Source organism: Nocardioides sp. GCM10030259, assembly GCF_042666375.1.
Lineage (GTDB): Bacteria > Actinomycetota > Actinomycetes > Propionibacteriales > Nocardioidaceae > Nocardioides.
This window is the reverse complement of sequence record NZ_JBHTDF010000023.1, coordinates 869-26,489: the sequence shown is the minus strand read 5'-3', so window position 1 is coordinate 26,489 and position 25,621 is coordinate 869. Positions and strand designations below refer to the sequence as shown.

25 protein-coding genes and 1 pseudogene are annotated in these 25,621 nt (G+C 72.4%); 17 read left to right on the top strand and 9 right to left on the bottom strand.

What is annotated here, in order from left to right; all coding sequences use genetic code 11:
* The first annotated feature begins 1 nt into the window (after nt 1).
* From ACFQQI_RS18430 to ACFQQI_RS18385, 10 genes are all read left to right on the top strand, one after another.
* On the top strand, nt 2–1,210 hold the full coding sequence (locus ACFQQI_RS18430) for an MCE family protein (RefSeq protein ID WP_378566836.1): 1,209 nt from the start codon (nt 2–4) through the stop codon (nt 1,208–1,210).
* Nucleotides 1,207–2,598: an MCE family protein gene (locus tag ACFQQI_RS18425; RefSeq protein WP_378566834.1), complete on the top strand. Its 1,392-nt coding sequence runs from the start codon at nt 1,207–1,209 to the stop codon at nt 2,596–2,598. The genes ACFQQI_RS18430 and ACFQQI_RS18425 overlap by 4 nt, the downstream gene beginning before the upstream one ends.
* Nucleotides 2,595–3,860 carry an MlaD family protein gene (locus ACFQQI_RS18420; protein ID WP_378566831.1) on the top strand — a complete coding sequence of 422 codons (1,266 nt, stop codon included), beginning with the start codon at nt 2,595–2,597 and terminating at the stop codon, nt 3,858–3,860. The genes ACFQQI_RS18425 and ACFQQI_RS18420 overlap by 4 nt, the downstream gene beginning before the upstream one ends.
* A complete protein-coding gene (locus ACFQQI_RS18415; protein ID WP_378566828.1) occupies nt 3,821–4,369 on the top strand; it encodes a hypothetical protein in 549 nt (182 codons plus the stop codon). The genes ACFQQI_RS18420 and ACFQQI_RS18415 overlap by 40 nt, the downstream gene beginning before the upstream one ends.
* Nucleotides 4,366–5,154 carry a hypothetical protein gene (locus tag ACFQQI_RS18410; protein WP_378566825.1) on the top strand — a complete coding sequence of 263 codons (789 nt, stop codon included), beginning with the start codon at nt 4,366–4,368 and terminating at the stop codon, nt 5,152–5,154. The genes ACFQQI_RS18415 and ACFQQI_RS18410 overlap by 4 nt, the downstream gene beginning before the upstream one ends.
* Before the next feature lie 63 nt (nt 5,155–5,217).
* Nucleotides 5,218–6,201: an NAD(P)/FAD-dependent oxidoreductase gene (locus ACFQQI_RS18405; protein WP_378566822.1), complete on the top strand. Its 984-nt coding sequence runs from the start codon at nt 5,218–5,220 to the stop codon at nt 6,199–6,201.
* 4 nt (nt 6,202–6,205) lie between these two features.
* On the top strand, nt 6,206–6,397 hold the full coding sequence (locus ACFQQI_RS18400) for a ferredoxin (protein ID WP_378566819.1): 192 nt from the start codon (nt 6,206–6,208) through the stop codon (nt 6,395–6,397).
* A gap of 6 nt (nt 6,398–6,403) precedes the next feature.
* A complete protein-coding gene (locus tag ACFQQI_RS18395) occupies nt 6,404–7,300 on the top strand; it encodes a 3-oxoacyl-ACP reductase (RefSeq protein WP_378566816.1) in 897 nt (298 codons plus the stop codon).
* Entirely contained in the window at nt 7,300–8,058 is a 759-nt protein-coding gene (locus tag ACFQQI_RS18390; protein WP_378566813.1) for a glucose 1-dehydrogenase, read from the top strand. Before ACFQQI_RS18395 ends, ACFQQI_RS18390 begins: the two co-directional genes overlap by 1 nt.
* Nucleotides 8,059–8,062: 4 nt before the next feature.
* On the top strand, nt 8,063–8,557 hold the full coding sequence (locus ACFQQI_RS18385) for a pyridoxamine 5'-phosphate oxidase family protein (RefSeq protein ID WP_378566810.1): 495 nt from the start codon (nt 8,063–8,065) through the stop codon (nt 8,555–8,557).
* Here the strand turns inward: ACFQQI_RS18385 and helR are convergent.
* A complete protein-coding gene (helR, locus tag ACFQQI_RS18380; protein ID WP_378566807.1) occupies nt 8,554–10,725 on the bottom strand; it encodes an RNA polymerase recycling motor ATPase HelR in 2,172 nt (723 codons plus the stop codon). The two genes, ACFQQI_RS18385 and helR, sit on opposite strands and share 4 nt — an antisense overlap.
* 242 nt (nt 10,726–10,967) lie before the next feature.
* Here helR and ACFQQI_RS18375 point away from each other — a divergent pair, with 242 nt between their 5' ends.
* From ACFQQI_RS18375 to ACFQQI_RS18365, 3 genes are read left to right on the top strand one after another with little or no spacing between them, the layout of a single operon-like run.
* Nucleotides 10,968–12,083, top strand: coding sequence for a hypothetical protein (locus tag ACFQQI_RS18375; protein ID WP_378566804.1), 1,116 nt, complete (start codon nt 10,968–10,970; stop codon nt 12,081–12,083).
* Nucleotides 12,084–12,092: 9 nt separating this feature from the next.
* Complete coding sequence (locus tag ACFQQI_RS18370) at nt 12,093–12,794, top strand: RNA polymerase sigma factor (protein ID WP_378566801.1); 702 nt, start codon at nt 12,093–12,095, stop codon at nt 12,792–12,794.
* Nucleotides 12,791–14,074 carry a hypothetical protein gene (locus ACFQQI_RS18365; RefSeq protein WP_378566798.1) on the top strand — a complete coding sequence of 428 codons (1,284 nt, stop codon included), beginning with the start codon at nt 12,791–12,793 and terminating at the stop codon, nt 14,072–14,074. Before ACFQQI_RS18370 ends, ACFQQI_RS18365 begins: the two co-directional genes overlap by 4 nt.
* A gap of 3 nt (nt 14,075–14,077) precedes the next feature.
* On the opposite strand, the gene ACFQQI_RS18360 is transcribed toward ACFQQI_RS18365, so the two are convergent.
* Nucleotides 14,078–14,683, bottom strand: a complete 606-nt coding sequence (locus tag ACFQQI_RS18360; RefSeq protein WP_378566795.1) for a TetR family transcriptional regulator — start codon at nt 14,681–14,683, stop codon at nt 14,078–14,080.
* A gap of 196 nt (nt 14,684–14,879) precedes the next feature.
* Between ACFQQI_RS18360 and ACFQQI_RS18355 the strand changes: the two genes are divergently transcribed.
* From ACFQQI_RS18355 to ACFQQI_RS18345, 3 genes are read left to right on the top strand one after another with little or no spacing between them, the layout of a single operon-like run.
* Nucleotides 14,880–16,130 (top strand): glycosyltransferase family 4 protein, encoded by a 1,251-nt coding sequence (locus tag ACFQQI_RS18355; RefSeq protein ID WP_378566792.1) that lies wholly within the window; start codon nt 14,880–14,882, stop codon nt 16,128–16,130.
* Nucleotides 16,117–16,869 (top strand): class I SAM-dependent methyltransferase, encoded by a 753-nt coding sequence (locus ACFQQI_RS18350; protein ID WP_378566789.1) that lies wholly within the window; start codon nt 16,117–16,119, stop codon nt 16,867–16,869. Before ACFQQI_RS18355 ends, ACFQQI_RS18350 begins: the two co-directional genes overlap by 14 nt.
* Nucleotides 16,866–18,005 carry a prenyltransferase gene (locus ACFQQI_RS18345; RefSeq protein WP_378566786.1) on the top strand — a complete coding sequence of 380 codons (1,140 nt, stop codon included), beginning with the start codon at nt 16,866–16,868 and terminating at the stop codon, nt 18,003–18,005. The genes ACFQQI_RS18350 and ACFQQI_RS18345 overlap by 4 nt, the downstream gene beginning before the upstream one ends.
* Here the strand turns inward: ACFQQI_RS18345 and ACFQQI_RS18340 are convergent.
* Both ACFQQI_RS18340 and ACFQQI_RS18335 read right to left on the bottom strand, forming a co-directional pair.
* Entirely contained in the window at nt 17,964–18,608 is a 645-nt protein-coding gene (locus ACFQQI_RS18340) for a class I SAM-dependent methyltransferase (protein ID WP_378567392.1), read from the bottom strand. The genes ACFQQI_RS18345 and ACFQQI_RS18340 overlap by 42 nt on opposite strands.
* Nucleotides 18,609–18,627: 19 nt before the next feature.
* A complete protein-coding gene (locus ACFQQI_RS18335) occupies nt 18,628–19,908 on the bottom strand; it encodes a hypothetical protein (protein ID WP_378566783.1) in 1,281 nt (426 codons plus the stop codon).
* A gap of 95 nt (nt 19,909–20,003) precedes the next feature.
* On the opposite strand from ACFQQI_RS18335, the gene ACFQQI_RS18330 reads away from it, so the two are divergent.
* A complete protein-coding gene (locus ACFQQI_RS18330) occupies nt 20,004–22,019 on the top strand; it encodes an acyl-CoA dehydrogenase family protein (RefSeq protein ID WP_378566780.1) in 2,016 nt (671 codons plus the stop codon).
* A gap of 3 nt (nt 22,020–22,022) precedes the next feature.
* On the opposite strand, the gene ACFQQI_RS18325 is transcribed toward ACFQQI_RS18330, so the two are convergent.
* The 5 genes and pseudogenes from ACFQQI_RS18325 to ACFQQI_RS18305 all read right to left on the bottom strand — a co-directional run.
* Nucleotides 22,023–22,310 (bottom strand): DUF1905 domain-containing protein, encoded by a 288-nt coding sequence (locus ACFQQI_RS18325; protein ID WP_378566777.1) that lies wholly within the window; start codon nt 22,308–22,310, stop codon nt 22,023–22,025.
* Between the two features lie 97 nt (nt 22,311–22,407).
* Nucleotides 22,408–23,937, bottom strand: coding sequence for a hypothetical protein (locus tag ACFQQI_RS18320; RefSeq protein WP_378566774.1), 1,530 nt, complete (start codon nt 23,935–23,937; stop codon nt 22,408–22,410).
* A 70-nt stretch (nt 23,938–24,007) separates the two neighbouring features.
* Nucleotides 24,008–24,352: a VOC family protein gene (locus ACFQQI_RS18315; protein WP_378566771.1), complete on the bottom strand. Its 345-nt coding sequence runs from the start codon at nt 24,350–24,352 to the stop codon at nt 24,008–24,010.
* A 51-nt stretch (nt 24,353–24,403) separates the two neighbouring features.
* Nucleotides 24,404–24,874 carry a methyltransferase family protein gene (locus tag ACFQQI_RS18310; RefSeq protein ID WP_378566768.1) on the bottom strand — a complete coding sequence of 157 codons (471 nt, stop codon included), beginning with the start codon at nt 24,872–24,874 and terminating at the stop codon, nt 24,404–24,406.
* 53 nt (nt 24,875–24,927) lie between these two features.
* A pseudogene (locus ACFQQI_RS18305) lies at nt 24,928–25,621 on the bottom strand (HNH endonuclease); the annotation flags it as partial.

The window sequence follows — 25,621 nt, the reverse complement described above, 5'->3', positions numbered from 1 at the left end:
CGTGTCCGTGCTTCCCGACAGGCTGAACACCTTCGCCGGCCGCGTGATCGCGGGCGTGCTGGCGCTCGTGCTCGTCTCCGGCATCTACTTCTTCGCCATCGGCGACGACACCGAGACGAAGGGCGTGACCGCCCACTTCCCGCGGGCGGTGAGCATCTACCCGGGCAGCGACGTACGCATCCTCGGAGTCAACGTCGGCCGGGTCACCGAGGTGGTCCCGGAGGGCAACTCGGTGCGGGTCGACATGGAGTACGACGCGGCGTACGACGTGCCCTCGGACGCCAAGGCCGTCATCGTCACCCCGACCCTGGTCGCCGACCGGTTCGTCCAGCTCACCCCCGCGTGGAGCGAGGGCGACCAGGTGATGGCCGACGGGGCCGACATCCCGCTGCCCGACACCGGCGTGCCGGTCGAGCTCGACCGGATCTACGCCAGCCTCCGCGACCTCTCCCAGGCCCTCGGGCCCAACGGCGTCAACAAGGACGGCACGCTCGACCACGTCCTGCAGGCGGGCGCGCACGCCCTCGACGGCAAGGGGAAGCTCGGCAACGACATGCTCCAGCAGCTGTCGGCCGCCGCCGAGACCTTCGGCGACGGCAGCGGGCCGCTCTTCGAGACCGTCACGCAGCTCGCCACGGTGACCTCGACGCTCGCCGAGAACGACGAGTTCGTCCGGGCCTTCGTCAAGGACCTCGCCGGCGTCTCGGCTCAGCTCGCGGGGGAGCGCACCGAGATCCGCCAGGCGCTGGCGTCGGTCGCCGACGCCGTGGGCACCGTGAAGACCTTCGTCGGCAGGAACCGGCAGGCGCTGGTCACCGACATCGAGAAGCTCACCCAGGTGATGCAGACCATCAACTCGGAGAAGTCCAGCATCGACACCGCGCTGCGGGTGGCTCCGACCGCGATCGGCAACCTCGCTCTCGCGTTCAACAACGAGACGGGGACGATCGGCTCCCGCATCGGCATCAGCGGCAACGTGTGGGACGCCGACCGCTTCCTGTGCGCGGTCGTGCAGAACGCGAGCATCGGCAAGGCCGCGGCCGACCTTGCGTGCGGACTCTTCGAGAACCTGCTGGAGCCGATCGAGGACCAGATCCCGACGATCCCGCCCGCCGCGCCGTCGGTTGCGGGCGCACAGCGCCCGGACGCCGCCGGCGCCAACCGCCCGGCGCCCAGCGGGCTGGGCGCGCTGATGGGAGGCGGGTCATGAGGCACCTGCGCTGGGTGGTGCTCGTCGTGGTGCTCGCGCTGCTGGGCAGCGGCTGCAAGTTCGACGGCGCCTACGACCTGCCCCTGCCCGGGTCGCCGGTCGACGACGACAACTCGTTCGAGGTCACCGCCGACTTCGCCGACATCCTCAACGTCGTGCCGCGCTCGCCGGTCATGGTCGACGACGTGACCGTCGGCGAGGTCACCGAGGTCGAGCGGGTCGGGTGGCACGCGCGCGTCACGATGCGCATCAAGGACGACGTCGAGCTGCCCGACAACGCGATAGCCGCGATCCGCCAGGCCAGCCTGCTCGGCGAGAAGTACGTCGCGCTCGAGGCGCCGACGGAGCCTTCCTCCGGGCGGCTCTCCGCCGGCGACACCATCCCGCTGGCCGACACGGGTCGCAACCCGGAGGTCGAGGAGGTGCTCGGCGCGCTGTCCTTCCTGCTCAGCGGCGGCGGGGTCGCCCAGCTCGGCACGATCACGCGCGAGCTCAACAACGTGATGGACGGCCGCACCGACCGCCTGCGCCACCTGCTCGGGTCGCTCGAGAGCGTCGTGGGCACGATCGACGCCCAGAAGGACGACATCATCCGGGCGATGGACTCGGTCAACCACCTGACGGCGACGCTCAACAAGGAGAAGAAGACGATCACCGGCGCCCTCGACGCGACCGGCCCGGCGATCGAGGCGCTCGCGGCGCAGCACGACGAGCTGATCTCGATGCTGTCGTCGCTCGACGAGCTCGGCAAGGTGGGCAGCCGCGTGATCGGGGCGAGCAAGGACGACATCCTCGCGTCCCTCGACCACCTCCAGCCGGTGCTCTCTCGCCTCCACGAGGCCGGGAGCTCGCTGGCCCCTGGCCTCAACCTGCTGGTCAGCTTCCCCTTCCCGAAGGAGGCCAGCGAGATCGTCAAGGGCGACTACGCCAACACCTCCATCCGCCTCGACATCAACCTCGAGAACATCCTCCGCAACGGCTCCGAGGGCGGCGGCCTGCCGCCGATCCTGCCCGACGTGGGCGACCTGCTGCCCAAGGTCGGCCAGTGCCTCCAGAGCGGCGACCTGCGCAGCGAGGCGTGCCTCGCGGTGCTCGACGACCTGCGCCTCGTCGAGAACCTCCAGGCCGAGTGCGCCAAGGAGCAGTACGCCGGCAACCCGGTCTGCGTGATCGTCGCCGCACTGCCGGGCGGGGGGCAGGGGCTCGACGCCCAGGGCCTGGTCGACTACCTCGGCGGCATCCTGGGCCTCCCCGGCTCGGGTGGCGGCGCCACCGACCCGGGCGCGGGTGGCGGACCGCTCGGCGGGCTGCTCGGCGGGCTCGTGGGCGGTGCCGCACCAAGCGGCGGAACAGCCAGCCCGTCGGCCCTCTACGGAGGTCCGTCATGAGCGGCCTCCGCATCCGGATCGGCGCGTTCCTCGTGCTCAGCGCCGTCGGCATCGTCTACATCGCCGGCTCCTACCTCGGCCTCGTCGACCGGGTGCTCGGCCGCGGCCTCACCGTGCATGCGACGCTGCCGGCGTCCGGCGGCCTCTTCGAGGGCAGCGAGGTCACCTACCGCGGCGTGAAGGTCGGCAAGGTCGCGAAGATGGACGCCACCGCCGAGGGAGTCACCCTCGACCTGGCGCTCGAGGACGGCACGAAGCTGCCCAAGGACGCGCCGATGTACGTGCACAACCTCTCGGCGGTGGGGGAGCAGTACCTCGACTTCGAGCCGCCGGACGACGACGGACCGTACGTCGAGGCCGGCGAGACCCTGACCGGCACGCAGGAGTCGCTGCCGGTCGACGAGGGCGACCTGCTCGTCGAGCTCGACCAGTTCGTGAGCTCGGTCGACCGCGACGGCCTCGAGACGGTCGTCCGCGAGCTGGGCGCCATGTTCGACGACACGGGCGTGCCGCTGCAGCGGCTGCTCGACAGTGGCTCCGAGTTCGTCCGCCAGGCCTCGGACCACACCGACGAGACCGTCCGGCTGCTCGACAGCGCCGAGCGGGTGCTCGACACCCAGCAGGGGGAGCGCGAGAACATCCGGTCGTTCGCGCGCGACCTGCGGGCGCTGACGGACTCGCTCGCCGCCGCCGACGGCGACCTGGAGAAGGTCCTCGACGGCACGCCCGGCACGGCTCGCGAGCTCGACGGCATGCTCCAGGACCTCGCGCCCACGCTGCCGGTGCTGCTCGGCAGCGCGGTGAGCGTCAACCAGGTGGTCGTCTCCCACCTCGACGGCCTCGAGCAGCTGCTCGTCACCTATCCACGCGTGATCTCCAGCGGCTTCACGGGCACGCCCCCCGACGGCTACGGCCACGTGAACATGCAGCTCGACTACAGCCAGCCGCCGTGCGCCGAGGGCTACGTGCCCCGGAGCGAGTGGCGAGGGCCCGCTGACCTGTCGGACGGTCCGATCACGCCGGTGCGCTGCACCGCCGGCCCGCCCTTCGTGATGCGGGGGTCCGACCACGTCCCCGGCGGGAAGTACAACCAGTCGCCCGGCCGGCTCTACCGCTCGTCGTACGACCCGGGCAGCGGCATCGTGCAGGGAGCGGTCGACCGTCATGGCCGCCCCGTACGATTCCTCGATCAAGCCAACCTGTCGATCCTGGGAGGGGACGCATGGAAGTGGCTCATGGTGGGCCCGGTGACGAGCCGGTGACCCCGGCGCGTCGCCGCGGCGTGGACCTCGCCCTCGCCGGGGCGGCGGTCCTGCTGGCGCTGGCCTGTGCCGTGGGTGCCTTCTTCGTCGTCCAGGAGCGCGGCGACCGGCAGAGCGCGGTCTCCCAGCAGGAGCGGTACGGCGACGTGCTCGCCGCCGCCCGCGCGGAGGTCGAGGCCTTCGTCAACATCGACTACCGCAAGGCCCAGGAGAGCATCGACGCGGTGGCCGCCGGCGCGACGGGCGACTTCGCCAAGCAGTACGACTCCAGCACCAAGGAGGTGCTCAAGATCCTGACCCGCGCGAAGTCGGTGATGGACGGCGAGGTGCTGTGGGCCGGCGTCGTCGACGCCGACGGCGACAGCGCCTCGGTCATCGTGGCCACCACCGGCACGGTCTCCAACACGTCTACGGGCGGCAAGCCGGTGGCCCGGCAGTTCCGGATCAAGGTCGACCTGGTGCGCGAGAGCGACGACTGGCTGGCCTCCAACGTGGAGTTCGTCGGATGAGGCCGCCGCGCAATCGCCCCGGTCGGGCGCACAAGGTCGCCGGCCGCCAGCCCGAGCGTGTGGTCGAGGCGCCGGTGGTCGAGGAGCCGGTGGTCGAGGAGGCCGGTGGTTTCGAGACAGGCGCTAGCGCGCCTTCCTCAACCACCGACCCGGAGCCGGTGGTCGAGGAGGCCGGTGGTTTCGAGACAGGCGCTAGCGCGCCTTCCTCAACCACCGGCGCAGCGGTCGACGAGCCGGTGGTCGAGGAAGGACGAAGTCCTGTCTCGAGACCACCACGGAGCGGCCTCACCGCGATCCTCGTCGCGGTGGTCGCCGTGCTCGCGCTGGTCGGGGTGGCGGAGATCGTCTACCTCGTCCGCGACCCGGCGCCGACGGTGTCGGCGGAGCGGCCGGTCGTGACCGGCGAGCTCACTCACCGGTCCGCGGTCGACGCGGCCGCGCGGTCGACCGAGCAGATCCTGTCGACGTCGTTCCAGGACTACGACGCCCAGGTCGACCAGGCCACCGACCAGATGACCGAGACCTTCGCGGAGGAGTACCGCACCACCGCCGACGGCATCAAGGCCCAGTTCGTGAAGCAGCGGACCAAGCTCCAGGTGAAGGCGGTGGCCCAGGGCGTGGTGCAGGCCTCGCCGGAGCAGGTGCAGGCGCTGCTCTTCCTCAACCAGTACGTCGAGAAGGTCCAGGACGGCGAGCCGGCGACGGCGTACGCGCAGTACCGGGCCCTGGTGACCGTCGTCCGCACCGACCACGGTTGGCTGGTGTCCGACATCGAGACCAAGTAGCGTGCGGCGAAACTAGAACAGGTTATAGTTGAGTCGTTCGCCGGAGAGGAGAAGGATCGCCGCGTGCCGACTACACCAACCGCAGTCGAGGTCGACCTTCTCGTCATCGGCGCCGGCCCGACCGGCCTCTTCGCGACGTACTACGCCGGCTTCCGTGGGATGAAGGTCGCCGTCGTCGACTCGCTGCCCGAGCTGGGCGGCCAGATCACGGCGATGTACCCCGAGAAGCAGATCCTCGACGTGGCCGGGTTCTCCACGGTCAAGGGACGCGAGCTGGTCGAGGGCCTGGTGGCGCAGGCGTCGACCGCCAAGCCGACGTACCTCCTCGAGCGCACCGCCTCGACCCTGGCCGAGGACGCGGACGGCGTGACCGTCGGCCTCGACGACGGGACCGAGGTCCGTGCCAAGGCGGTGCTGATCGCCGCCGGCATCGGCAAGTTCAGCCCCCGGCCGCTCCCGGCCGGCGAGGGCTGGCTGGGCCGGGGCCTCGAGTTCTTCGTGCCGAGCTTCCAGCCGTACGCCGGCAAGGACGTCGTCATCGTCGGCGGCGGTGACAGCGCGTTCGACTGGGCGCTGCACCTTGAGCCGGTCGCCCAGTCGGTGACCCTGGTGCACCGCCGCGACGCGTTCCGCGCCCACGAGCGCACGGTCGAGGCCGTCCGAGCGTCGAAGGTCGAGATCGTCACCCGGGCCGAGGTGTCCGCGATCCACGGCAACGGCACGGTCGAGTCGGTCGAGATCACCGTCGACGGCGAGACGACCACGCGGCCCGCGCAGGCGATCGTCGCCGCGCTCGGCTTCGTCGCCGACCTCGGCCCGATCCAGCAGTGGGGCATCGAGGTCGCGAAGCGGCACGTCATCGTCGACTCCGCCATGCGCACCAACCTGCCCCGCGTCTTCGCCGCGGGGGACGTCAACGAGTACCCCGGCAAGGTGCGGCTGATCGCCGTCGGCTTCGGCGAGGCGGCGACCGCCGTCAACAACGCGGCGGTCGCGATCGACCCGAGCGCGCACGTGTTCCCCGGGCATTCGAGTGAAGGGAGCTGAACCCATGAAGATCAAGGTCGACTTCGACCTCTGCGAGTCCAACGGGCTGTGCGAGGCGATGGCTCCCGATGTCTTCGAGCTGGACGACGACGACTTCCTCCAGCTGAGGACCGAGGAGACCACCCCCGAGAACATCGACGCCGTCAAGCGCGCCGTGGCTGCCTGCCCGCGCGCGGCGATCTCACTGGAGGACTGAGCACACGTGACAACATCCCTGGACGGCAAGGTCGCGATCGTCACCGGTGCCGGCGCCGGGCTCGGGCGCGCCGAGGCGCTCGCCCTGGCGGACGCCGGCGCACGGGTGGTCCTCAACGACCTGCCCGGCGGCGCCGACGGCACCGCTGAGGAGATCCGCTCCCGCGGCGGCGAGGCCAGCATCGTCACCGGCGACGTGGGGGAGCGGGCCACCGCCGACGGCATGCTCGCGGCCGCCGTCGAGGGCTTCGGCCGGCTCGACGTCGTCGTCAACAACGCCGGCGTCACCCGCGACCGGATGCTCTTCAACCTGAGCGACGAGGAGTGGGACCAGGTCATCCACATCCACCTGCGCGGCCACTTCCTGCTCTCGCGCAACGCCGCCGCGCACTGGCGCGCGCAGGCCAAGGAGACCGGCCAGCCCGTCAACGCCAGCGTCGTCAACACGGCGTCGGAGGCGTTCCTCTCCGGCCCGCCCGGACAGGCCAACTACGGCGCCGCGAAGGCCGGCATCGCCGCGCTCACCGTCTCGACCGCCCGGGCGATGGCGAGCTCCGGCGTACGCGCCAACGCGATCTGCCCGCGCGCCCGCACCGCGATGACCGCACAGGTCTTCGGCGAGGACACCTCGGGCGAGGAGATCGACCCCTACTCCCCGGAGCACGTCGCGCCGCTGGTCGCCTACCTCGCCTCCGACGCCGCCGCTCGGATCACGGGCCAGGTCTTCGTCGTGTACGGCGGGATGGTCGCGCTGATCGCCCCGCCGACGCTCGAGGAGCGCTTCGACAAGTCCGGCACGCTGTGGACCGCCGACGACCTCGACAAGCAGCTCGGCGGCTACTTCGGCGACCGTGACCCGTCCGCCGGCTTCGCGGCCGACTCGATCATGAAGCTGACCGTCTGATGGCCGGCCGCCTCGAGGGCAAGGTCGCGATCGTCACCGGCGGCGCGCAGGGCCAGGGCGCCGCGATCGTGCGCGCGTTCGTCGCCGAGGGTGCGCAGGTCGTCGTCGCCGACGTCGCCAAGGAGGCCGGGCAGGCGCTGGCCGACGAGCTCGGTCCCGACGCCCACTTCGCCGACCACGACGTCAGCGACCAGGCGTCCTGGGCGCGGGTCGTCGACGACACCGACGAGCGCTTCGGGCCGGTCACCGTGCTGGCCAACAACGCCGGCATCCTCCGCTTCGGCGACATCGAGCGGATGCCGGCCGAGGAGGTCGAGCAGCTCTGGCGGGTCAACCAGCTCGGCTGCTTCCTCGGCATGCAGGCCGTCACCCGCACCATGCGGAAGGCCGGCGGCGGCTCGATCATCAACGCCTCCTCCGTCGAGGGGCTCGCCGGCATGGCGGGGTGCACGGCGTACGCCGCGACGAAGTGGGCAATCCGCGGCATGACCAAGTGCGCGGCGATGGAGCTCGGGCCGAAGGGCATCCGGGTCAACTCCGTCCACCCCGGCATGATCGACACCCCCATGACCCGCGTCCACGGTGGCGACGCGGCGATGGAGTACGGCGCCTCGAAGGTGCCGCTGCGCCGCGTGGGCCACCCCGAGGACATCGCGCCGCTCTACGTCTACCTCGCGAGCGACGAGTCGGCGTACGTCAACGGGGCCGAGATCTCCATCGACGGCGGCGTCACCGCGACCCACGCCTTCGGAGGCTGACGACGTGGCCAACCAGCGCGGCCAGGTCGTGATGTCCCACGACGAGCAGGTCGAGTTCCTCAACCAGCAGCGCTCGTCGACGCTCGGCACCTACGGCCCGCAGGGCCAGATCCACCTCGTCGGCATGTGGTACGCCGTGATGGACGACCACATCTGGTTCGAGACCAAGAAGAAGGCCCAGAAGACGGTCAACCTGCGCCGCGACCCGCGGTGCTCCTTCCTGGTCGAGGCCGGCCACACCTACGACCAGCTCCGCGGCGTCGCCATCGAGGGGAAGGGCGTCGTCATCGACGACGAGGACGTCGTCTGGAACGTCTGCGTCAACATCTTCGAGCGCTACAACGGCCCCTACTCCGAGGAGATGCGTCCGTTCGTGGAGTTCATGGCGCACAACCGGGCCGCCATCCGCCTCGACCCCGACCGGGTCCGCTCGTGGGACCACCGCAAGCTCGGGCTGCCGGTCATGGAGCTCGGCGGCACCACCGCGGAGTTCATCTAGCTCGTCAGGACCACCAGCTGCTGGGTGGCCCGCGTCATCGCGACGTAGCGGTCCACGGCGCCCTCGATGCCGCCACCGAACGACTCGGGGTCGACGAGCACGACGAGGTCGAACTCGAGGCCCTTCGTCAGCTCGGGCGCGAGCGAGCGGACCCGGTCGGTGCCGGCGTACGACGGCGCGCCGATCACGCAGCCGATGCCGTCGGGGTGGGCGTGGAGCCAGTCGCCGACGATCGTCTCGAGGTCGGCGATCGAGCCGTGGACGACCGGATGCCCGGTGCTGCGGACCGACGTCGGCACGTTGGCGTCGGGGATGACCGCCCGGATGACGGGTTCGGCCTCGGCCATGACCTCCTCCGGCGTTCGGTAGTTGACGGTGAGCGACGCGTGGTTGACGTGGTCGAGGCCGATCCGGGCGAGCCGCTGCTGCCACGACTCCGCGAACCCGTGCCGGGCCTGGGCGCGGTCGCCGACGATCGTCAGGCTGCGGGAGGGGCAGCGCAGCAGCAGCATCTGCCACTCGGCGTCCGTGAGCTCCTGGGCCTCGTCGACGACGACGTGCGCGAACGGCCCGGCGAGCAGGTCCGGGTCGGTTGCGGGCGCGACGCTCTCGTCCACCAGCGCGCTCCTGAGGTCGTCGACCCGCAGCATCGACATCACGTGCATCTCGGTGTCGTCGGTCGCGATCAGGTGGTCGACGACGTGCGACATCTCCTCGGCCTGGGCGGCCAGGGCGGCCTCACGCTGACGTCGGCGGCGCGACGCCTCCGGGTCGCCGAGCCGCAGCCGCGCGGCGTCGAGCAGCGGCAGGTCCGACAGGGTCCACGCGAGTGGATCCTCGCGCTGCAGCAGGCGGATCTCGTCGGGCCCGAGCCAGGGCGCGCACCGGCGCAGGTACGCCGGCACCGACCACAGGTCGCCGACGAGGTCGTAGGGGTCGACCACCGTCCACGCGCGGTCGAAGGCGTCGACCAGCCCCCGGTGGTGCTGGAGGGACCGCCGGAGCTGGTCCTCGGGCACCTCCTCGTCGTCGACCTTGTCGACCAGGATGTCGACGAGCGCTTCCCAGACGTCGTCGCGGGCCTCGTTGTGCGGCGTGCCCGGGTCGGCTGCGCCGAAGGCCTCCGCCCAGTCGTCGGCGCTGAGCCAGAGGTCGGCGTACGGCGTCTCGACCTCCATGCCCGTGGTGGGCGGCTCCTCGTAGAGGCGGACGGCCGGCTCGATCGCGCGGACCATCTCCGCCGTCGACTTCAGTCGGGCGACCTCCGGGTCGGTCTCCTCGGGCGCGGTCGCGCCCTCGGGCACGAGGTCGCGGACGGTGCAGGTCTGGACGCCCTCCTCGCCGAGGCTCGGCAGCACGTCGGCGACGTACGCGAGGTAGGGCCGGTGCGGGCCGACGAACAGCACGCCGCCGCGCCGGTCGGAGAGCCGCGGGTCGGCGTACAGGAGGTACGCCGCGCGGTGCAGCGCGACCACGGTCTTGCCGGTGCCGGGCCCGCCGTCGACCACGAGCGCGCCGCGCGAGCCGGCGCGGATGATGGCGTCCTGGTCGGCCTGGATCGTGCTCAGCACGTCGCGCATCCGGGGCGAGCGGCTGGTGCCGAGGCTGGCGATGAACGCCGACTGGTCGTCGAGGGCGGCCGCGTGGTGCCGGGCGTGCTCGAGCCCCTCGGCGGTGAACACCTCGTCCCAGTAGTCGGTGATCCGGCCGCCCGTCCAGCGGTAGCGCCGCCGGCTCGCCAGGCCCATCGGACTGGCGTGGGTCGCGGCGAAGAACGGCTCGGCGGCGGGGGAGCGCCAGTCGACCAGCAGCCGGCGCCCGTCGCGGTCGGTGAGCCCGAGTCGGCCGATGTGGACCGGCTCGTGTCCGTCGGCCGCCACGACCCGGCCCAGGCACAGGTCGAGACTGAAGCGGCGCAGCGTGCGCAGCCGAGCGGTGAGGCGGTGCACCTCCTGGTCGCGGTCCAGTGCGTCCTGGTAGTCGTCCGGGCGGGCCCGGCCGGACGTCCTGCGGGCGCCGGCCAGTCGCTCCTCGAGGTCGCCGATCGAGTCCTCGAGGCTCTGCGCGATGGCTGCGAAGTGGCGCTCGTCGTCCTCGATGAGCGCCGGGTCGGACTTGGGGGCGAGGTGCTCGGGCAGCGCGAACGCGCTGCTCGTCAGGGGCGTCACGAAGGTCAGCTCCAGGGGTGTGTGAAGGGCCGGGAGCGGAGATTCTGCGCCCGACCGGGGGCCTTGCCGCAAGGCCCCCGGTCGGCTATACCTTGGAAGTGGCGGGAGAGCTTCGGCTCCCCGCCGTCGTCATGTCCGGACACCGGACCGGACCGTGAGCCGGACCGCGGGTGTAACGCAATCTCGCCTCCTGACGCTCTTTGTGGTGAGACGCGCCGGACGACCACCCAGGAGGCCAGCCCATGACCGAACCACGGCCGTGGTCGCGCGCGTCCACCGTCTCCCGCGTGCGGAGGGGCGCCGTCGCCACGGTGCTGGTCGCCTCCTCGCTCGTCGGGTCAGGGGCGGCCGGAGCCGTGACCGGCGTGTCGGCAGGGGCGCTGACACCGGCGCCGGCTGCGGCACCGGCCGCCACCTCGATCTCGATCCGCACCGTCGAGCCGGCGATCGACCCGGGCCGCACCGGCGTCGTGGTCGGCAACCTGCAGGTGGAGGGCCAGGCTGCGGAGGGGCGCGAGCTCGCGCTCGAGGCGCAGGCGAAGGGCGAAGCGGACTTCACCCCGGTCGGCACCGCCATCGCCGGCCGGAAGGGCAACGTCCGCCTGGTCGTGCGGCCCGAGGTGACCACGCGTTACCGCTGGACCTTCGCGGGCACGGCGGACGCGCAGGCGAGCGCCAGCGGCGTCGCGAAGCTGCGCGTTCGCACGTCGGACCGCCCGGTGCGGCGGCTGTCCACCAGCCTCTCGATCCGTGCGGTCCCGGCGGTCGTGACCCCGGGGCAGCGCACCACCCTGCGGGGCACGCTCCGCTCCGCACACCGGGTCCTCGCGGGCAAGATCGTCGTGCTGCTGGCGCGCACCGCCGCGGAGCCCGACTGGCAGTTCGCCGGCAGCCGCCGCACCGGCCGCGTCGGCCAGGTCGCCTTCGTGGCGCGACCCGAGGTGCGCACGACCTACCAGCTCGGGTACGCCGGGTCCGCGACGTACCGTCCCGCGACCAGCGCGGTCGTCGACGTCGACGTCCGGCCGACCGTCACGGTCGTCGCCGAGCCGCCGCAGGTCGAGCCGGGGGAGACCGCACTGGTCGCGGGCAGCGTGGTCCACGGGGGCAGCCCGGTCGCGGGTGCCACGGTCGAGCTGGTGGCGCGGGCCGTCGAGCCGCGGACGCCGTGGAAGGTGGCGGACAACGCCGTCACCGCCGCGGACGGCAGCGTGACGTTCACGGTCTCGCCGGCGCGAACGACGCGCTACCGGCTCCGGGTGGTGCCGGCGGCCGGGCTCCCCGCGGGACGCAGCCGAGTGGTCGAGGTGCAGGTCCGGACACCCGACACCAGTTACCGTCGGTTGCAGACCGAATGAGGCCGACCGGTGACAACCCTGGGAGCTGAGCTGGACGCGAGCAACGACCGGCGCCTGCCGCACGGACTCGGGACGACGCCGTCCCGAGTCCGGCCTGTCGCGCCCGTCGTGGAGCTCGACGACTTCCGGGACGCTGACGACACGACCGGCGGGGGCTGCCTGGAGACCGCGCTGGTGGCCGCCCGGGCGGGCGACGAGGCCGGGTTCGCCGCACTCTGGCGCGACCTGCACCCGCGGCTGCTCCGCTACCTCCGGTCGCGCGGCGACGCCAGTGTCGAGGATCTGGCCGCCGAGACCTGGATGCACGTGGTCAAGGGGCTGGCGACGTTCGAGGGCGGGGTCGCGGAGTTCCGCGCCTGGCTGTTCACGATCGCGCGGCACCGGGCCATCGACCAGGGGCGGGCGCGCACCCGCGGGCTGAGCGTGGTGCCGGTCGCCGATCCGGGTGAGGCGGGCCGGGAGGCCACGGCCCCCAGCGCCGAGGACCACGTCGTGGAGAACGACGCGACGGCCGCCGCCCTGCGGCTGGTGGCGACGCTGCCGCCGGCGCAGGCCGAGATGGTCATGCTGCGGGTCGTGGCCGGGCTCGACGTCGCGGACGTCGCGCGGCTGCTGGACAAGAGACCCGGCGCCGTACGAGTAGGCGTCCATCGAGCACTGAAGACACTGTCCCGGACCGCCGGGCACGAACCGGAAGGAGGCGAAGCGTGATGACTGGGCAGGAGCACGACGAGACCCCGCTGGAGCAGGCGCTGCGCGCCCCCGGTTCCCCCGAGGAGCTGGCCGAGGAGGCCAGGTACGTCGCGATGTTCCGCGCCGCCGGCCCCGGAGCGGCACCCGCGGCTGCGGCGTCCGGAAGCGTCCGGCGGGGGGTCGTGCGCCGACTCGGCGCCGGGTCCACGCTGGCCGTGGTCTTCGCGGTGGGCAGCGCCGGCGTGGCCGCGGCGTACTCCAGCAGCCTGCCGGACCCGGTCCAGCGCGCCTTCCACTCCGTCCTGGCGCCGATCGGCGTGCCCCCGGCGGAGTCCCAGGGTCGCGTGCAGACGCCGCAGGCCCGCCCCACCCCGGAGCCGAGTCCGCCCGACGTGTCCGTCGCTCCCTCGCCCTCGTCGACGCCGTCCGAGTCCGAGGGCTCGCCGTCGGCGGAGCCGACGGACGCCGCCTCGCCGAGCGCCACCGACCCCGGCAGCACGGCATCGCCGTCGACCGACCCCAGCGGATCGGCCAGCGCGACCGATCCCGACGGCACGACCTCGCCGTCCGCGACACCGTCGCCGACCGCGACGCCGACGACCACACCCACGCCGACGACCACACCCACGCCGACGACCACACCGACCCCGACGACCACACCCACGCCGACGACCACACCGACCCCGACCCCGACCGCGACCCCGACGCCCGTCGCGCCGGCCGCCGTGAGCATCGTGTCCGCCGGCGCCGGCCAGCGGGTCGCGCCCGGCGGGACCGCCGTCGTCACGGGCCAGGTCGCCGCCGCTGACGGCGCGCCGGTCCCGGACGCGCAGGTCACGCTCCAGGCCCGCGGACCCAGCGGGTGGCAGCGGGTCGCCGTGACCCAGACGGCGACCGACGGCTCGGTCTCGATGACGACCGGACCGATCGACCAGTCCACGGCCGTCCGCCTGCGCGCGGGCGGCGTGCCGAGCGAGGCGTGGCGGATCGAGGTGCAGCCGACGCTGGTGGTGTCGGCGCAGCGCAACGGCACGGTCACGACGCTGACGGCCAGCGCCAACGGTGGCCAGGCGGGCGACGCCGTCGTGTTGCTGGTCCGCCGCGACGGCGCGCTGGTCCAGCAGGCGCGGGGTGCCCTCGACGGCGCCGGGACGGCCCGGTTCGACGTGCCGACGCCGCTGCGCACCACGCGGTACGTCGTACGCCTGCCGGCGACGCCGGCCCACGCGTTCGCGTCGGGCCGGATCGCGGTCGACCCGCCCGCGCTGCCGCCCGCGACGCCGAGCGCGGCGCCCTGAGGATCAGTCGCGCAGCAGTAGCTTGACCGCGACCTCGATCTGCTGACCGGTCTCGGCGGCGGTGGAGCGGCCGGTGACCCAGCCGACCAGCGCGGAGAGCCACACGTCGCCGATGACGCGCGCGATGGCGACGTCCTCCTCGGTGAGCTCGTCGTGGCCCTCGGGGTGCATGGCGCGGGTCAGCATGGAGGTGAGCAGCATGCCGACCTGGTGGATCTCGGCGGCGACCGAGGCGTCGGCGAACATGAACGCGCGCGTGAGCGCCTCGGTGAGCTGCGGGTCGCTCTGCATGCCGCGGGTGGTGCCCTTGAGCACGTTGATCACCCGCTCGGCGGTGGTGTCACCCTCGACGGGGCGGTCGCGCATCACCGCCTCGGTGCGCTCGAACTCGCGCTGCAGCGCGGAGACCAGCAGGTGGATCTTGGAGGGGAAGTAGCGGTAGAGCGTGCCCAGCGCCACGTCGGCCTGGTCGGCGACCGCGCGCATCTGGACGGCGTCGAAGCCACCCTGGGACGCGAGCTGGATCGTCGCGTCGAGGATGCGCTTGCGGCGGTCTCGCTGCGCGGCCGAGCCGAGATCCTCCACGGCCAGCGAGTTGGCGGTGCTCACACGATCCCCCATGCTTTCTGGATGCTGCGGTGCTGGAACCCACTGAGTCTAGAAGGACTCCGGTGCTACCCGTCGGTACCAACGCCGCGCTTGACGACTAGGCTAGCAATCCATGGTCTAAAATAGGAACACGTTCCACTTTGGCTGGCCTGGGCGTGTCGCCGCATCCGGCCCCGACGGAAGAGAGAGGCTGCGGATGCGAGTCGCACTGCTGTCCTACCGGAGCAAGCCGCACTGCGGCGGGCAGGGCATCTACATCCGGCACCTCAGCCGCGAGCTGACCAACCTCGGTCACACCGTGGAGGTGTTCTCCGGCCAGCCCTACCCGGAGCTCGACCCGGGCGTGGCGCTGACGAAGCTGCCGAGCCTCGACCTCTACCGCGAGCCGGACCCGTTCCGGGTCCCGAAGCTCAAGGAGTTCCGCGACCGGATCGACGTCGAGGAGTTCGCCACCATGTGCGTGGCGGGCTTCCCGGAGCCCAAGACGTTCAGCCTGCGCGCGGTCCGCGCCCTCAAGGAGCGCGTCGACGACTTCGACATCGTCCACGACAACCAGGTGCTCGGCTACGGCATGCTCGACATCGAGAAGCTCGGGCTGCCGCTGATCACGACGCTGCACCACCCGATCAGCTACGACCGGCGCATCGACATCAAGTCGACCCGCAACCCGTGGCGCAAGCTGACCCTGACCCGCTGGTACGGCTTCGTGAAGATGCAGTCGCGCGTGGCCCGCCAGGCGCGCAAGATCCTGACGCCGTCGGAGACCTCGAAGCGCGACATCGCCCGCGACTTCGGCGTCGACCCGGCGCGGATGCAGGTGATCCTGCTGGGCGTCGACGACATCTTCGTGCCGCCGACCAAGCCGCGGGTGCCCGGTCGGATCATGGCGATGGCCAGCGCCGACGCCCCGATGAAGGGCATCGCCACGCTGCTCGAGGCGTTCGCCAAGCTGCGCACCGAGCGTGACGTGGAGCTCTTCCTGGTCACGAAGCCGAAGCCGGGTGGCCGCACCGAGCGGCTCATCGACAAGCTCTCGATCGGCGACTCCGTGCGCTTCGTGCACGGCGTGAGCGACGCCGAGCTGGTCGAGCTGATGGGCTCGGCCGAGGTGGCGTGCGTGCCGTCGCTCTACGAGGGCTTCTCGCTGCCGACCGCCGAGCTGATGGCCTGCGGCACCCCGTTGGTCGTCTCCGACGCGGGCGCCATCCCCGAGGTCGTCGGCCCCGACGGGCTCTGCGCCGACCTCGTGACGCCGGGCGAGGTGGGCGAGCTCGAGAAGGCGATCGCGGCCATGCTCGACGACCCCGAGCGACGGGCGCGGTACGGCGCCGCCGGCCGTCGGCGGGTCGAGGAGATGTTCAGCTGGCGAGCCGTGGCGCAGAAGGTCGCCGCGGCGTACGACGAAGTGATCGAGGACTACCGAAAGGACACCAGTGCTCACCGTTGACTTCGACCGACTGGGCCTGCTGCCGGGCGAGCGCGTGCTCGACATGGGCGCAGGAGGCGGTCGGCACGCGTTCGAGATGTACCGGCGCGGCGCCGACGTCGTCGCCTTCGACATGGATGCCGACGAGCTCGCCGGGGTGCTCGAGATCTTCGGCGCCATGAAGGAGCAGGGCGAGGTCCCCGAGGGCGCGAACGCCGACATCAAGCAGGGTGACGCGCTCGAGCTGCCCTTTGCCGACGGCGAGTTCGACCGGATCGTGGCAGCGGAGGTGCTGGAGCACATCCACGCCGACGTCGACGCCATCCGGGAGCTGGTGCGGGTCCTGCGCCCCGGCGGCACGCTCGCCATCTCGGTGCCCCGCTGGCTGCCCGAGGTCATCAACTGGAAGCTCTCGGACGATTACCACAACGCCGAGGGCGGGCACATCCGCATCTACACCGACCACGAGCTGATCGACAAGGTCACCAAGGCCGGCCGGTTCAACGACGGCACGCCCGGCGACGCGATGGTCTTCGAGGGCAAGGACTACGCCCACGGCCTGCACGCGCCGTACTGGTGGATCAAGTGCGCGGTCGGCGTCGAGAACGACGGCCACCCGCTCGCGAGGGCGTACCACAAGCTGCTGGTCTGGGAGATCATGAAGCAGCCCAAGGCGCTGCAGGTCGCGGGCAAGGTGCTCGACCCGCTGATCGGCAAGAGCATGGTGCTCTACTTCCGCAAGCCGGAAGACCTTTCATGAGCGACCCGCTCGCGCAGGTGCCGTACGTCGAGGGCATCCTCTCCGCCGAGCAGGTGGCGGAGACCGCCGCATCGATCGTCGCGATGCAGGAGCCCTGGGGCGCGGTGCCGTGGACGGTCGGCGAGCACGTCGACATGTGGAACCACGTCGAGGCCGCCATGGCGATGCTCGTCGGCGGCGAGGTCGAGGCCGCCGAGCGCGCCTACGCCTGGATGCCGGGACTGCAGCACGCGGACGGCTCGTTCCCGATGAAGATCGTGAACGGCGTGCCCGCGGACGACCGCGGCGACGTCAACATGACGGCGTACCTCGCCGTCGGCGTCTGGCACCACTGGCTGGTGCGCCGCGACATCGGGTTCGTGCGCCGCTACTGGCCCACGGTCCGGGCTGCGCTCGACTGGGTCGTGTCGCAGCAGGTGGCGTGGGGCGGCATCAACTACACGCCGAGCGAGGACTACTGCCTGCTCACCGGCAGCTCGAGCATCTACCAGTCGCTGCGCGCCGGCGTCGCGCTCGCGGACCTGCTCGACGACCCGCAGCCCGAGTGGGAGCTCGCCGGCGGCCGGCTCGGCCACGCCGTGCGGGAGCACCGCGACCTGTTCGAGGACAAGTCGATCCACTCGATGGACTGGTACTACCCGGTGCTCGGCGGCGCGGTCCGCGGCCGCGCGGCGTTCGAGCTGCTCGACAGCCGCTGGGACGACTTCGTGCGGCCCGGGCTCGGCATCCTCTGCGTCTCCACCAACCCCTGGGTGACCGGAGCCGAGACCTGCGAGCTGGCGATGGCCCTCGACATCCTCGGCGACCACCGCCGCGCGCTGACGCTGCTGAAGGACATGCAGTTCCTGCGCGAGGAGGACGGGCGCTACTGGACCGGCTGGGTCTACGGCGACGGCGACGTCGACCCCGCCACCGGCGAGCCCCGCAACGTGCACTGGCCCGTGGAGCACACGACGTACACCGCGGCTGCGGTGATCCTCGCGGTCGACGCGCTCGGCGAGACCGCCGGCCACAGCACGGCCGGCTCGGGGATCATGCGCGGCACGTCGCTGGCGTCGCCCTTCGCCGAGCTCGCGCTCGAGTGCGGCTGCCCCTCAGCCGACTCCGTCGCCAGCGTGCCCGGACGTACGTCGTAGCACCCGCATCGAGCCCAGCGCCTCCACCTCGGTGAAGGCGCCGCTCTCGAGCGCGCGGAGGAAGACGTGGTACGGCGGCTGCCCGCCGTCCGCGGGGTCGGGGAAGACGTCGTGGATGACGAGCAGCCCGTCGCGCACCAGCCAGTGCGCCCAGCCTGCGTAGTCGTTCTGCGCGTGCTCCTCGGCGTGCCCGCCGTCGATGAAGAGGAGCGAAAGGGGCGTGCGCCACCAGCCGCTCACGGTCGTGCTGCGGCCGACCACGGCGACCACCTGGTCCTCGAGGCCGGCGCGCGCGATCGTCCGGCGGAAGACCGGCAGCGTGTCCATGAGGCCGAACTCGTCGTCGACCAGCGACGCGTCGTGGTGCTCCCAGCCGGCCTGGTTCTCCTCCGACCCGCGGTGGTGGTCGACGGTGAACACGGTGCCGCCGACCTCGCGTGCGGCGGCGCCGAGGTAGATCGCCGACTTGCCGCAGTAGGTGCCCACCTCGAGCGCCGGCCCGTGGGGGAGGCGGTCCCGCGCGTAGCGATGCAGCAGCAGCCCCTCCTCCTCGGGCATGAACCCCTTCGCGTCGAGGGCGTGCTGGAGAAGGTCGGCGGGCATGTCGGTCACGGCGCCGACCCTAGGGCACGGGGTCGGTGGCCTCGTCGAGCTCCCCGGCCAGGGCCGCCACGGCGTCCGCGAGCCGCGCGTCGGCCACCCAGTCGCCGTACGGGCGCGCCTCCGTCACGTCGCGAAGCACGGACAGGTGGAGCTCGTAGGGTCCGGCGAGCAGGTGCACCGCCCGGGTGCGCCACGGCCACTGCGGGTTGCCGCCCACCTCGACGACGTCGACCGTGCCGGCCGCGGTGGGCAGCCGGGAGATGGTGTTGCGGGAGGTGTAGCGGTTGTCGAGGTGCTTGGCCCGCACCTCCTCGGCGGAGGCGGCGTCGGGGGCCACCCGCACCTCGAGGACGGCGAACGTCGTGACGGTCTTGCCGTCCTTGGTGCGCTCCGCGCCGCGCCGCTCGCAGCTGCTGACCGGCACGTCGGCGTACGGGTCCTGGGCGAGGTAGGAGCTGTCGATCACGAACGGCGCGGGCTGCGCGCCGCCGAGGGCCTCGAAGACGGCGTCGCTCAACAGCGCGCACGGGTCGAGGTACGGCGTACCACCCGCGCTGTGCCCGAGCCCCGCGTCGACCGGCTGCGGTCCGGTCACGGCCGAGCCGTCGCCGACGTGCGCGGTCAGCTGCGCGAGCAGCTGGCGCATCCGCGACCGCTGCCAGGCGGCCTCCCGCTCGGTGAGCGGCCGCTCGCGCACGAGGTCGCCGAGGGTCGTGTAGCTCAGCATGACGACGAAGTCCGTGCCGCGGACCGCGAACGATCGCTGGCCGGGCAGGACCAGCAGCCGCTCGTCGGTGCGCGGGACGATGCCGCTGGAGCGGTTCCCGTCGCGGAGCTCCGACCAGCGCCGCTCCGCCTGGCCTGCGGACCGGAACTGGGTGACGACCACGTCGAGCGTGTGGCCGCCCGGGTCGCCGAACCCGTAGCTGCACTTCGTGCGCACGCCGCCATGGCTGCGGACGTCGGTGCCGAGGAGCTCGTCCGGTCCGGGGGTGCGCGAGAGGTACTCCTGGCGCACCCGACCCGCCGGCCCGAACGCGCCGAACACCGCCTGGGCGTCGTCGCGGGTGACCAGCCGGCAGGCGTGCAGGAACGGCTGGTCGCCGACGAGCACGGCCCCCTCTTCGGCCTCCTCCGGCCCGTCGACCGCGGCCGGCGCGGTCTCGCTGGTGGCGGGTGCCGGGTCGGCAGTCGGCGCGTCGTCGCCCTGGAGCAGGACCAGCGCGGTGAGGATGCCCGAAGCCAGCAGCACCAGGACGATGAGGACGATCAGCTCGTCGCGGTGGTCACGCGCGGTCACGGACGGGAGATGCCCTCCGGGTCGCGTGGGCAAACAGGGGCACGGACGCTAGTATCTAGAACACGTTTCAGTTTTCTGCCGACCGTGGGAGCAGCATGTCGATCGGGATCTCCGACGAGCACGTCGAGCTGGCGGCCAGCCTGCGCAAGTGGGCCGCCGACCTGGACCCGGTCGCGCTGGTCCGGGCGGCCGAGGACGACGCCGACGAGCGGTTCGACGGCGTCTGGAAGGCCGTCGAGGAGATGGGCGTGCACACGATCGCGGTGCCCGAGTCCGCCGGCGGTGGCGGCGGCACCGTGCTCGACCAGGCCGTCGCGCTCGAGGCCTGCGCGCACGAGCTGGTGCCGGGTGGACTGCTGGGCGCGGCGATCGGCTCGCTGCTGACCGGACGGCCCGGCCGCTACGGCGTGCAGGTCCGCCCGGGCGGCGCGGTCTGGGACGGCGGCACCGCCGACGAGGTCCTCGCACCCGACGCGAGCTTCCTCGAGGGTGAGGTGCGGCCGGTGCTGGGCCTGGATCTCAGCGCTCGGCACGGGAGCGCCGTCGACGAGCGAGCGGCCGGGGCGGACGAGCGGGTGCGCCGTACGGCCGTCACGCTGGCCGCCGCGGAGGCCGCCGGCGTCGCGCGCTGGTGCCTGTCGACCGCGGTCGAGTACGCGAAGGTCCGGGAGCAGTTCGGCCAGAAGATCGGTGCGTTCCAGGCGGTCAAGCACCTGTGCACTGAGATGCTCGAGACCGCGGAGGCGGTGACGGCGGCCGCGTGGGACGCGGCGTCGGCCGCGGACACCCGCGATGACGACCAGTGGGACTTCGCCGTGGGCGTGGCGCACGCGACGTGCTTCGACGGCGCGGTCGAGGTCGCGAAGTCGTGCATCCAGGTGCTCGGCGGGATCGGCTTCACCTTCGAGCACGACGCCCACCTCTACCTGCGCCGTGCGCTGTCGCTGCGCGCGCTCGTCGGCGACGGCGACGCGGCGGCCGAGCGGCTGACCGCCGCGGCGGTCGACGGCGTACGCCGGCGGGTGCACCTCGACCTCGACGGCCGCGACGAGCCGATCCGCGACGAGGTGCGGGCGACCGTCGAGCGCATCGCGGGGCTGCCCGAGGGGGAGCGGCGGGCGGCGTTCGTCGAGACGGGCTACCTGACTCCGCACTGGCCGGCGCCGTACGGCCTCGGCGCCGACGCCGTCACCCAGGTCGTCATCGACCAGGAGCTGTCGCGCGGGGGACTCACGCGGCCCGACATCGTGATCGCGGGCTGGGCGGTGCCGACGATCCTGGAGCACGGCACCGACGAGCAGCGGGAGCGCTTCGTGCGGGCGTCGCTGCTCGGCGAGCTGACGTGGTGCCAGCTCTTCTCCGAGCCCGGTGCCGGGTCTGACCTCGCGTCGCTTCGGACCCGGGCCACGAAGGTCGAGGGCGGCTGGCGACTGTCCGGCCAGAAGGTCTGGAACTCCGTCGCCGAGCGCGCCGACTGGGGCATCTGCCTGGCGCGCACGAACCCGGACGCGCCCAAGCACCGCGGCATCACCTACTTCCTCGTCGACATGAGGAACAGCTCGGGCATCGACGTGCGCCCACTGCGCGAGATCACCGGCAAGGCGCTCTTCAACGAGGTGTTCCTCGACGACGTCCTCGTGCCCGACGAGATGGTGGTCGGTGAGGTCGACGACGGCTGGCGGCTCGCGCGCACGACGCTGGCCAACGAGCGCGTCGCCATGGGGTCGACCCGGCTCGGCCACAGCGTCGAGCGCGCCGTCGACCTCGCCGCCGGGGGAGTGACCGCGGCGGAGCGGGTGCGGGTCGGCCACGCGGTGGCACTGTCGACGGTCTGCTCGCTGCTCGGTGTCCGCGCGACGCTGCGGTCGCTCGCCGGCCAGGGACCCGGCGCCGAGTCGAGCGTGGCCAAGCTGCTCGGCGTACGCAACCGCCAGGACGCCGCCGAGCTGGTCGTCTCCCTGCACGGCGACGAGGTGCTGCTCGACCCCTCCGACGCCGTGCGTGCCGACGTCTGGGAGCTGCTCAACACCAGGTGCCTGTCGATCGCGGGCGGTACCACGCAGATCCTGCGCAACGTCGCAGGAGAGCGGATCCTGGGTCTGCCGCGCTAGGAGCTAGATCCCGATGCCGAGGCGGAGGGTGACGACGTCGCCGACGTCGACGCCCTCCGCCCGGCGTACCGCCGCCTTGAGCGGCACGATGTAGCCGCCGTCCTTGGGCCACAGCGACGTGGTCCAGGTGGAGCCGCCGAGGTGGACGGTGACGGGGACCATGCCCCAGCCGTAGGTGACCGCGGCGGCGACGTCGTCGATCTGCGCGGCATCGTCGTCGGGTACCCAGACGAAGTGGTGGGGCGCCGGTCCGCGCCAGAACCACACGTCACCCGAGAACTCCAGGTCCATGCGAGGACCCTAGATGCCCTAGCCGGGCGGCGGCGCGCATTCCGCGCACCACCGCCCGGCCGGCCTCCCTATCAGAAGGCGCTCAGGGTGTCGGCACTCAGCAGGAGCGCCGCTTCTCTCCGGAGCAGCGGTCGAAGCCGGAGCCGCCGAAGATGGTGTCCTTGCCCTTGCCGCCGTGGAGCCGGTCGGCGCCGGCCCGGCCGAAGAGCACGTCACGGCCCTTGTTGCCGTCGATGTGGTTCGCGCCGCTGTCGCCGTAGAGCCGGTCGTTGTAGCGCGAGCCCTCGATCGACTCGAACTCCGGTGCCGGGACCCGCTTCCACTTCGGGCTGCCCGCGGTCGGCCGCTGCACGACACGGTTGCTCGCGAGGTCGACGATCGCGCCGCCCTCGAGCTTGCCGAGGTGGACCTTGTCGACACCCGACCCACCGTGCACGCGGTCACCGGCCTTCTTCCGGGCACCGGCCCAGACGTAGACCGTGTCGCGACCGCCCTCACCGCGCAGGCGGATGCCCCCGGTGCCGGCCTTCTCGGGCGCGCTGTCCAGGCTGCCGCGCAGCACGTCGGCCTTGGCGCCGCCGCGAGCGACGCCGTAGTTGACGACCTCGATCTTGTCGGGGCCCCAGCCGCCGTCGGAGGAGCCGCCGTTCTGGGTGATGGTGTCGGCGCCCGTGCCGGCGTGCACCTTCGACTTGGTCGCCGTGATGGTGTCGTCACCGCTCCGGGTCATGGCGTTCGACGACGTGAGCACGAGGGTGTCGTTCCCGGCGCCGGAGTCGACGGCCTCGGTCCCGGTCGCGGTGATCTTGTCGTTGCCGTCGCCGCCCAGGACGCTCTTCGCGCCGTTGGCGGTCAGCACGTCGTCGCCACCCTTGGCGTCGACGGTGTCGCCAGCGCCGGCCTCGATGTCGTTCGCGGCGTCCGAGCCGGTGATGGTGTCGGCCGCCGGCGAGCCGACGACGTTCACGACGTTGGTCAGGGTGTCGGTGCCGTCACCGGTGGCCTTCCCGGCCGCCAGGTCGACCGTGATCGGCCCGGTGGCGTCGGCGAAGCTCAGCAGAGCCGTACCGCCGCCGTCCACGGTGTCGTCGCCGGGACCGGGCTGGACGGTCGGGTACTTGCCGCTCGCGGCCGTCGGGGCGGTCTCCACGTTGGCGGCGACGGTGAGCTTGTCGGCGCCCGCGCCGCCCTTCGCCACCGTGGTGCGGGAGGTGAGGGTGATCGTGTCGGCACCGTCGCCGCCCGAGAGCTCGCCGCCGAGCTTCGGGTCGGCGCCCGCGGCGCGGTCCTCGATCAGGTCGTCGCCGGCGCCGCCGTCGACCTTCGGCGTGGCGCTGGTCTGGGCGTACACCTTGTCGGCGCCGTCGCCCGCGTTGACCACCGGGCTCACGCTGTCACCGAGGCAGATGACGTCCGCGCCCGCGAGTCCGTTGATCGTCACCCGGTCGAAGCCGTCGGTCGAGATCACGTCGTCGCCGGCGGTGCCGTCGACCGTCTGGTCGTTGGCCGTGGCCTTGATGACCCCCGCTCCCTGGCACAGGGCCGGGTCGGCGTACGCCGCAGAGACCGGTACGAGTGAGAGTGAGAGTGCGGTGATGGCAGCCGCGCTGAGCGCGATGTGGCGCATGGGTTTCCTCCCGAAGTCGTTTCATCGGTACACCCACACACAGCGCGTGTGACTCCTGTTGCGTTACACCTCACTCATCCGGACCGCCGCCGAAGCCGATCTCGTTGCCGTCGGCGTCGCGGAAGATCGCCTTCCGGACGCCGTTGTCGTACGTCTCGGTCTGGTGCGGCTCGAGCCCCCGCCCGGCGGCACCGGCCAGGAACGCGTCGAGGTCGCCGAGGAACGCCGTGACCATCGCGTGCCCGGCGTGCTCGGGCTCGAGGACGACGTAGATGTAGCGATGCTCGGCAAGCTCCCACACGCTCTCGGTCGCATGCGCCTCGAACGCGGACGGCCTGCCGAGCAGCTGCTCCATCCACGCCACCCCTCGGGCGTAGTCGGTCACGGGCAGGCCGGCGAAGAGGTCCACGTCCATGACGACTCCGACCCGCGCGCGGGCGCGGACTCATCGGCGCGCGACCGTCGATCACAGCCAGCGGCGCACCCGCTGCGCGTACTCGTCGTACGGCGTGCCGAACCGCTCGTGCAGGAACCGCTCCTCCGGGCGGATCGCGCCCCAGTGGACCAGCAGCACCGCGACCGGGAACAGCACGAGTCCCCAGAACGTCGGCGCGAGCAGGGCAAGTCCGAGGTAGAGCGCGAGCATCCCGACGTACAACGGGTTGCGGGAGAGCCGGTAGGGACCCTCCTCGATCATGGCGCTCGTCGCCTGCCCCGGGAGCAGGCCGGTCTCGTGGCGGGCGAACAGCCACAGCGACCAGCCGTTCCACACGGCGAAGAGCAGGACCAGCACCCATCCGACTGGAACTCGCCAGTCGCCCAGGTCGATCGGATCACCCCACGCCAGCGTGGCGATCCAGCCGAGGAGCAGGGGAGCGCCGACCGCGACCGGCGGCCAGAGTCGGAACCCGACGGTGTCCTCCGGGGCGTGGGCCATCTCCGCATTGTCGCGGTCCCGTCAGCGGGCGCGCCTCCCATTTCGGGATGAGCTCAGGCGGCGTACTCCAGGATGATGTCGGTCAGGTAGATCTCGCCGGGGCTGACTTGCCGAAGTGAGCTCGGGGCCGGGGCCAGGGGTGCGATGGTCCGGGTGATGTGGCCGGTGGGCATGGTGATCTGGATGGTGTGCGGCATTTCGGGTTGCCCGGGTGGGCCGGTGATGGGTCGGGATCGCCAGCCGGGGGCCTGTTTGGTGTGGTTGCACTGCTCGCACAGGCCCTGCCCGTTCAGTGCCGACGTGGGTCCGCCGGCCGCGTGGTCTGCGGCGTGGTCGTGGTGGCGGATCGGGGCGTCGCACCAAGGGGTGCGACAGGTCCGGTCGCGCAGGTCCAGGAACAGGCCGAGCGCTTTGGGGAACGCCCGGGCGACGGATTCCATGGCGACCAGGGCGCCGGTGCCGGGGTGGGCGTAGAGCCGCCGGAGCGCGGCGGTCGCGTCGGCGATCGCGCGCTTGGTCAGCTCGGTGGCGTGGTCGGCGCCGAGGGGTCCGTAGCCCTGGAGCCAGGCGGGTTCGTGGCCGCCGGCCAGCAGGGTGGCGTCGGAGACGACCAGGTTCACGGCGACCGGGACCGCGTCGGCGGAGGCCTGGCCGGTGACGCGTTCGACGAGGGTGTCGGCCATCACCTGGCCCCGGGACCTCGGGTCCCCGGCGGCCCTGGCCCGGTCGGCCGCCCGGGTCAGGGTC

Excerpts from the sequence above, each read along its gene's own strand:
- ACFQQI_RS18425 (WP_378566834.1), top strand. The coding sequence starts at position 1,207 with ATGAGGCACCTGCGCTGGGTGGTGCTCGTCGTGGTGCTCGCGCTGCTG.
- ACFQQI_RS18420 (WP_378566831.1), top strand. The coding sequence starts at position 2,595 with ATGAGCGGCCTCCGCATCCGGATCGGCGCGTTCCTCGTGCTCAGCGCC.
- ACFQQI_RS18415 (WP_378566828.1), top strand. The coding sequence starts at position 3,821 with ATGGAAGTGGCTCATGGTGGGCCCGGTGACGAGCCGGTGACCCCGGCG.
- ACFQQI_RS18410 (WP_378566825.1), top strand. The coding sequence starts at position 4,366 with ATGAGGCCGCCGCGCAATCGCCCCGGTCGGGCGCACAAGGTCGCCGGC.
- ACFQQI_RS18400 (WP_378566819.1), top strand. The coding sequence starts at position 6,206 with ATGAAGATCAAGGTCGACTTCGACCTCTGCGAGTCCAACGGGCTGTGC.
- ACFQQI_RS18390 (WP_378566813.1), top strand. The coding sequence starts at position 7,300 with ATGGCCGGCCGCCTCGAGGGCAAGGTCGCGATCGTCACCGGCGGCGCG.
- ACFQQI_RS18375 (WP_378566804.1), top strand. The coding sequence starts at position 10,968 with ATGACCGAACCACGGCCGTGGTCGCGCGCGTCCACCGTCTCCCGCGTG.
- ACFQQI_RS18355 (WP_378566792.1), top strand. The coding sequence starts at position 14,880 with ATGCGAGTCGCACTGCTGTCCTACCGGAGCAAGCCGCACTGCGGCGGG.
- ACFQQI_RS18345 (WP_378566786.1), top strand. The coding sequence starts at position 16,866 with ATGAGCGACCCGCTCGCGCAGGTGCCGTACGTCGAGGGCATCCTCTCC.
- ACFQQI_RS18340 (WP_378567392.1), bottom strand. The coding sequence starts at position 18,608 with ATGCCCGCCGACCTTCTCCAGCACGCCCTCGACGCGAAGGGGTTCATG.
- ACFQQI_RS18330 (WP_378566780.1), top strand. The coding sequence starts at position 20,004 with ATGTCGATCGGGATCTCCGACGAGCACGTCGAGCTGGCGGCCAGCCTG.
- ACFQQI_RS18325 (WP_378566777.1), bottom strand. The coding sequence starts at position 22,310 with ATGGACCTGGAGTTCTCGGGTGACGTGTGGTTCTGGCGCGGACCGGCG.
- ACFQQI_RS18320 (WP_378566774.1), bottom strand. The coding sequence starts at position 23,937 with ATGCGCCACATCGCGCTCAGCGCGGCTGCCATCACCGCACTCTCACTC.
- ACFQQI_RS18315 (WP_378566771.1), bottom strand. The coding sequence starts at position 24,352 with ATGGACGTGGACCTCTTCGCCGGCCTGCCCGTGACCGACTACGCCCGA.
- ACFQQI_RS18310 (WP_378566768.1), bottom strand. The coding sequence starts at position 24,874 with ATGGCCCACGCCCCGGAGGACACCGTCGGGTTCCGACTCTGGCCGCCG.